Origin of the sequence: Methylobacillus draconifructus (assembly GCF_045984355.1) — a bacterium.
Lineage (GTDB): Bacteria > Pseudomonadota > Gammaproteobacteria > Burkholderiales > Methylophilaceae > Methylobacillus > Methylobacillus flagellatus_A.
Genome location: NZ_JBJQII010000001.1, coordinates 807974 through 814381, shown reverse-complemented (window position 1 = coordinate 814381; position 6408 = coordinate 807974). Strand labels below are relative to the sequence as shown.

Annotated in this window: 7 protein-coding genes; 4 read left to right on the top strand and 3 right to left on the bottom strand. The window is 54.6% G+C overall.

What is annotated here, in order from left to right; all coding sequences use genetic code 11:
* Window positions 1-370: hypothetical protein (locus ACJSDX_RS03765; RefSeq protein WP_407993539.1), on the top strand; the 370-nt coding region annotated here is incomplete at its 5' end.
* 71 nt (window positions 371-441) lie between these two features.
* On the opposite strand, the gene tyrS is transcribed toward ACJSDX_RS03765, so the two are convergent.
* On the bottom strand, window positions 442-1641 hold the full coding sequence (tyrS, locus tag ACJSDX_RS03760; RefSeq protein WP_407993538.1) for a tyrosine--tRNA ligase: 1200 nt from the start codon (window positions 1639-1641) through the stop codon (window positions 442-444).
* Between the two features lie 108 nt (window positions 1642-1749).
* Here tyrS and ACJSDX_RS03755 point away from each other — a divergent pair, with 108 nt between their 5' ends.
* The 3 genes from ACJSDX_RS03755 to gltA are packed head-to-tail and all read left to right on the top strand — an operon-like array spanning window position 1750 to window position 5529.
* The gene (locus tag ACJSDX_RS03755; RefSeq protein WP_405029513.1) at window positions 1750-3096 is read left to right on the top strand and encodes a peptidoglycan DD-metalloendopeptidase family protein; all 1347 of its coding nucleotides are present in this window, start codon (window positions 1750-1752) and stop codon (window positions 3094-3096) included.
* Entirely contained in the window at window positions 3096-4202 is a 1107-nt protein-coding gene (locus tag ACJSDX_RS03750; RefSeq protein WP_407993537.1) for an anhydro-N-acetylmuramic acid kinase, read from the top strand. The genes ACJSDX_RS03755 and ACJSDX_RS03750 overlap by 1 nt, the downstream gene beginning before the upstream one ends.
* A 34-nt stretch (window positions 4203-4236) precedes the next feature.
* Window positions 4237-5529, top strand: coding sequence for a citrate synthase (gene gltA, locus ACJSDX_RS03745; protein ID WP_407993536.1), 1293 nt, complete (start codon window positions 4237-4239; stop codon window positions 5527-5529).
* Between the two features lie 58 nt (window positions 5530-5587).
* Here the strand turns inward: gltA and erpA are convergent, their stop codons facing one another.
* Together erpA and ACJSDX_RS03735 are read right to left on the bottom strand one after the other, a co-directional pair.
* Window positions 5588-5941, bottom strand: coding sequence for an iron-sulfur cluster insertion protein ErpA (gene erpA / locus ACJSDX_RS03740; RefSeq protein WP_309566045.1), 354 nt, complete (start codon window positions 5939-5941; stop codon window positions 5588-5590).
* Between the two features lie 55 nt (window positions 5942-5996).
* A complete protein-coding gene (locus ACJSDX_RS03735) occupies window positions 5997-6401 on the bottom strand; it encodes a bactofilin family protein (RefSeq protein ID WP_309566044.1) in 405 nt (134 codons plus the stop codon).
* Window positions 6402-6408 lie beyond the last annotated feature (7 nt).

Sequence of the window (6408 nt, the reverse complement as noted above, 5' to 3'; positions counted from 1 at the left end):
ATCGGTTGTTCGTTTTGTTAAAGAGCAGGTTACTTCTTTTTACTCGCCGCCGATTCGTTTCGAATTCAGCGAGAGGGCGCATTATACAGACCTTTTAAACCAGGTCAAGCTAGTTTCGAAATTTATTTACTCAATCAATTTCGCTACCGCCTTCTCCGCACCGCCTCTTTCAGCGAGCCGCGCATTTTACAGTTTCTTTCGAACCGGTCAAGCTATTTTTGAAACTAATTTCAAACTGCTTAACTGCGCTTCGCTTTCTCAAGCGAGCCGCGCATTTTACAGACCTTTTGTAATCGGTCAAGGAGAATTTTCATTTCCTCAAACTCTCCTGCGAGCCCCGCCGTTCAAGCGAGGTGCGCATTTTACGTAGCCCAGGATTTTGGTCAAGCCCTTTTTGCCACTGTTACAAAATAATTACATTTGGGACTATCTAGGCGCGACTTACTTGCTAATCATGATACGCGCAAACTTACGCTTGCCCACTTGCGCCACCACTACCGAACCCACGCTGATTTGCAATGCGCGGTCCGTCACCTTCTCGCTATCCAGCTTCACGCCGCCCTGCTCTATCATGCGGAAAGCCTCTGACGTGCTGGCAACCAGTCCGGCCTGCTTTAATAAAGGACCTATCGCGATCGATGGTTCCTGGATCACCACGTTCACTTCCGGCACATCTTCGGGAATGCCACCTTTCGAGCGCAACTCGAAATCCGCCAGCGCATCAATTGCGGCCTGCTTGCTATGGAATCGCGCGACGATTTCCTGCGCGAAACGCACCTTGATGTTTCGCGGGTTCTCGCCAGCCGCCACGGAAGCGCGCCATTGCTCGATGGTCGCTATCGATTCAAATGACAATAAAGTGATATACCGCCACATCAGCTCATCCGAAACCGACATCAATTTACTAAATATAGTATTGGCGGGTTCGGCGATACCTATATAGTTGCCCAGGGACTTGGACATCTTGTTGACGCCGTCCAGGCCTTCCAGCAGCGGGACCGTCAATACGGACTGCGGCGCCTGGCCAAAATGCTTTTGCAGTTCGCGCCCCATTAATAAGTTGAAGCGCTGGTCGGTGCCGCCAAGTTCGATATCCGCGTTCAAGGCTACGGAGTCGTAACCTTGCAACAAGGGATAAAGGAACTCGTGAATGGCAATCGGCTGATTGCTCTTGTAGCGCTTTTCGAAGTCATCCCGCTCCAGCATGCGGGCCACGGTATGCGTTGCCGCGAGCTTGAGCATGCCTGCGGCGCCAAGCTCATTGATCCAGCTTGAATTGAAGACCACTTCCGTTTGCTCAGGCTTGAGTATCTTGAATACTTGTTCCTGGTAAGTTTGCGCATTGATCTGCACCTGCTCGGCGCTCAACGGCGGGCGGGTTGCGCTCTTGCCGGTTGGGTCGCCGATCATGCCGGTGAAATCGCCGATCAGGAACAGCACTTTGTGGCCCAGATCCTGGAATTGGCGCAGCTTGTTGATCAATACCGCATGCCCCAAGTGCAAATCGGGCGCAGTCGGGTCAAAACCCGCCTTTACCTTTAACGGCTGCCCGGTTTTAAGCTTGTCGATTAATTCCTGCTCGCCGATCAGGTCATCAATACCGCGCTTGATCAACGCCAAACTGTCATTTAAATTTGCCATATCTTTAGAAATAACCGTGATTTAGAATGCTTTTTTGCCTTCACCATGCAGAATTTTTCTGTTAGCATGCCTCATCGTTGATTTGTCACAGTAATGAGGTAGCGACCAGTGCAGCAAACTGAGCAGAGCCAAAAGGAAGTTATTTTAACGCAAAACCCAGCATTAAAAGAACGTAAGCTACGCCTGCGTTGGTTGCTCGCCATTTCAAGCCTGCCGCTGTTCGGCATCATTACCGCTTTCGGTATCGCGCCACAAACCTCTACGCAAGATGTTGCGATCTCCACTATCGTGGAGGATATCGCATTGCCTGAGATTTCCACGCCGTTTGTTTCAGAGAACCTCGAAAGCGAAAACTACTGGCAAGCCGACCAGGTGCGCCGCGATGACACACTTGCCAGCCTGATGTCCAGGTTGAATGTGCAAAACAGCGAAGCGCTGGAATTCTTGCGCAGAAGTCCCGACGCCAGCGCACTGGCATCCCAGCTCCGGCCTGGGCGCGCCATCCAGGCGCAAGTCAATGCCAATGGTGAATTGCTCAAGCTGCAATATCAGCTCAGCCCCACTTCCACCCTGACCGTAGAACGCACCGACTCGGGCTACCAGGCCAAAACCGGCGAGCCTGTACTAGAAGTCCACAACGTATTGAAAACCGCTGAAATCAGAAGCTCGCTTTTCGCCGCAACCGATGCGGCCGATATCCCGGATTCCGTCGCCATCCAGATGGCGGAAATTTTCTCTTCTGATATCGACTTCCACAGCGACTTGCGCAAAGGCGACCGTTTCGTCGTGATCTACGAAGCCAAGTACAACAACGGCAACCTGGTCAATACCGGCCAGGTGCTGGCAGCTGAATTCACCAACCAGGGCAAGACATACAAGGCGGTCATGTACCGCAATCCTGAGGGCAAGGTCGCCTACTACACCCCTGAAGGCAAGAGCCTGCATAAGTCATTCCTGCGCTCCCCGCTGGAATTCACCCGCATCAGTTCCGGTTTCACCTTGGGCCGTTTCCATCCTATCCTGCAGAAAATGCGCGCTCACAAGGGCGTGGACCTTGCCGCGCCGATCGGCACCCGCATCAAGGCACCTGCTGACGGCGTGGTGCAGTTTGTCGGCGTCAAGGGCGGTTACGGCAACGTCATCTACTTGCAGCACAGCGGCGGCGTGACTACAGTATACGGCCACCTTTCCCGCTTCGCGCCAGGCTTGCGTAACGGCATGAAGGTATCCCAGGGCGACATCATCGGCCATGTGGGCATGACCGGCATGGCGACCGGCCCTCACCTGCATTACGAATTCCTGCTCAACGGCGTGCATAGGGACCCTCTCAAGGTAGCCCTGCCTGCGGCGCAGCCACTTTCCCCTCAATACCGGACAGATTTCCTCGCGCACAGTGCCAACCTGAGCGCCCAATTGCAACTGTTGAGTGCAAGCACCGTCGCTTCGCTTGACTAGTGCAGTCCGAGCTTTTCATTGGCTTGATGTCGGGCACCAGCCTGGATGGTGCCGACAGCGTGATCGTTAGGCTGGAGCAGCAGCATTGCCAGGTCATACAACAGCAATTCACACCTTATCCCGCAGCGCTGAAACGGCAATTGTTGGCATTGCATGATCCGGGCCACAATGAGCTCGAATCAACAGCGCTGGTCGGCAACCAGCTTTCCGAGTTATACGCCAAGAATATAGCAGCGCTCTTGCAGCAGGCTTCTATTGAGCCGAGCGCAGTACGCGCGATCGGCTGCCACGGGCAAACCATACGTCACCGCCCTGAATTGGGCTTTACCTTGCAGATAGGCAACCCGGCATTGCTGGCCGAACTGACCGGGATCAACGTCGTCGCCGATTTCCGCAGCCGCGACATTGCGGCAGGCGGACATGGCGCCCCACTGGTACCTGCCTTCCATGCCGCGATGTTTTCCTCTCCCGGAAAACACCGGGTGGTGCTCAATATCGGCGGCATTGCCAATCTCACCAACCTGCCTGCGTCAGGAAATGCCATCACCGGTTTTGATACCGGGCCTGGCAATATGCTCATGGATGCCTGGATCAACAAGCATCAGGGCAAGGATTACGATGTGGATGGGGCCTGGGCAGCCAGCGGCTCCATCATTCCAGGCTTGCTGAAATCCATGCTGGCCGATCCTTTTTTCGCCATGCAGCCGCCCAAGAGTACGGGGCGCGATACGTTCAACCTGGCCTGGCTCGAGCAACTATTGCACCAGATAAAGGACAAATACTCACCGCAAGATGTGCAACGCACGCTTTTGGAGCTAACCGCCATGTCAATTGCCATGGCAGTAACACAGTATTGTGGTAGTGTCGATGAGCTGTATGTATGCGGCGGCGGCGCTTATAATAGCGCTTTGATGCAGCGATTGCGGCAACTGCTGCCACCTGTGGTCATTGAGCTGAGCAATTCGCTTGGCCTAGCGGCCAATGCCGTAGAGGCGGCCGCTTTTGCCTGGCTGGCGCAACAGACATTACATGGGCTGCCTGGCAACCTGCCCGCCGTGACCGGCGCACGCGGCCCGCGAATACTTGGCGCAGTTTATGCTGCTTAATTTGTAACCAATCAACCATCTTGACTCCAGAATTATGAAACCAAGCAAAGTCACCCTTACTTTCGATGATGGTTCCGCGCCAATCGAACTGCCTATTCTGCCGGGCAAGCTGGGACCCAGCGTCATCGACATCCGCTCCTTGGGCAAGCATGGCTATTTCACCTACGACCCCGGCTTCCTGTCGACGGCTTCGTGTGATTCCAATATCACTTACATCGACGGTGAAAAAGGCTTGCTGTTTTACCGCGGCTATCCCATCGAGCAGTTGGCCGAACACTCCGATTTCATGGAAGTTTGCTACCTGTTGATGCATGGCGAATTGCCCGATGCCGAGCAGAAAGCTAAGTTCACCAACACCATTACGCGCCATAGCATGGTGCATGACCAGCTCACGCACATCTTCCGCGGCTTCCGCCGCGACGCTCACCCGATGGCAGTCATGGTCGGCGTGGTCGGCTCCATGTCCGCCTTCTATCATGAAGCGATCGATGTCAGCGACCCGAAGAACCGCGAATTCGCGGCCCACCGCCTGCTGGCCAAGGTGCCCACGATTGCCGCCTGGAGCTATAAGTACAACATCGGCCAGCCTTTCATGTACCCGAAGAACCGTTTCAACTATGCGGAAAACTTCATGCACATGATGTTCGCCACGCCCTGCGAAGACTACGAGCCCAACCCTGTGCTGGCAAAAGCATTCGAGCGCATCCTTATCTTGCATGCAGACCATGAGCAGAATGCCTCGACCTCCACGGTGCGCTTGGCCGGCTCCAGCGGTGCCAACCCGTTCGCCTGCGTCGCCGCAGGCATTGCCTCGCTATGGGGGCCTGCTCACGGCGGCGCCAACGAAGCCACGCTGAAGATGCTGGAAGAAATCGGCGACGTGAGCCGTATCGGGGAATACATCAAGCGCGCCAAGGACAAGACCGACTCGTTCCGTCTGATGGGTTTCGGCCACCGCGTCTACCGCAACATGGACCCGCGCGCCGCCATCATGCGCCAGACCTGCCACCAGGTTCTCGATGAGCTTGGGCTGCACGACGACCCTATGTTCAAGCTTGCGCTGGAACTGGAAAAGATTGCGCTAGAAGACGAGTATTTTGTCAGCCGGCAGCTTTATCCGAATGTGGATTTCTATTCCGGTATCGTCATGCGCGCGATGGGCATCCCGAACTCCATGTTCACGGCCATCTTCGCCTTGGCGCGTACCGTCGGCTGGGTTGCCCAATGGAATGAGATGATGTCCGATCCCGGTTCCAAGATCGGCCGTCCGCGCCAGCTTTATACCGGCTCAGAGCGCCGCGACTTTATTCCGCTAGGCCAGCGTTAAAACCGCATAGGCAAAATAAAAAGGGGCCAATGGCCCCTTTTTATTTCATACGCCCTGCTTAAGCGGAAAAAGACGATCCGCAACCACAAGTCGTTGTGGCATTGGGATTGCGGATGACGAACTGGGAGCCTTGCAGGCTGTCCTGATAGTCGATCTCGGCACCCACCAGATATTGCAGGCTCATCGGATCAATCAGCAATGTGACACCGTCCTTATCGACGGTCGTATCATCCTCATTGATGATTTCCTCAAAGGTGAAGCCGTACTGGAACCCAGAACAACCGCCACCGCTCACGAACACGCGCAGCTTGAGATCCGGCGAGCCTTCCTCATCGATTAACTCCTTTACCTTGCGCGCCGCATTATCGGTAAAGATTAATGGGCTTGGGATTTCTTCCGTCACTGCGTTCATGGTTAGTAACTCCTTAAACTAATTGAATTCATTATCCTGCTCGAAACTCCCACGGTCAATCTTTGACCTCTGGAACGAGAGAAGTTTCTTTCTTGGCAGCATCACCGATATACACCAGCTGACCCTCAATAATGGCGCCGGTATGGATTTCCAATGATTTGTAATGCACGTCACCGGTAATCCTGGATTTGGCGAGCAGTTCAAGATAGTGGCTTGAGCGCACCGGGCCGCGCACCTCGCCATTCAATACTATCCGCGCCACGGTCACCGCCCCTTCAATGCGGCCCTGTTCGCTCAATACCAGCGTACTGGGGGTGCCGGGCAGCTCGCTTACATCGCCCTTGATCTGGCCATCCACGCGCAAACCACCGCTGAATGTAATGTTGCCTTCAATGCGCGTATCGGTACTGACCAAGGTATCAATACGGCTTTGGGGTTTATTCTTGCTCTTCAAGAACATGCGTATA

Excerpts from the sequence above, each read along its gene's own strand:
- tyrS (WP_407993538.1), bottom strand. The coding sequence starts at position 1,641 with ATGGCAAATTTAAATGACAGTTTGGCGTTGATCAAGCGCGGTATTGAT.
- gltA (WP_407993536.1), top strand. The coding sequence starts at position 4,237 with ATGAAACCAAGCAAAGTCACCCTTACTTTCGATGATGGTTCCGCGCCA.
- erpA (WP_309566045.1), bottom strand. The coding sequence starts at position 5,941 with ATGAACGCAGTGACGGAAGAAATCCCAAGCCCATTAATCTTTACCGAT.
- ACJSDX_RS03735 (WP_309566044.1), bottom strand. The coding sequence starts at position 6,401 with ATGTTCTTGAAGAGCAAGAATAAACCCCAAAGCCGTATTGATACCTTG.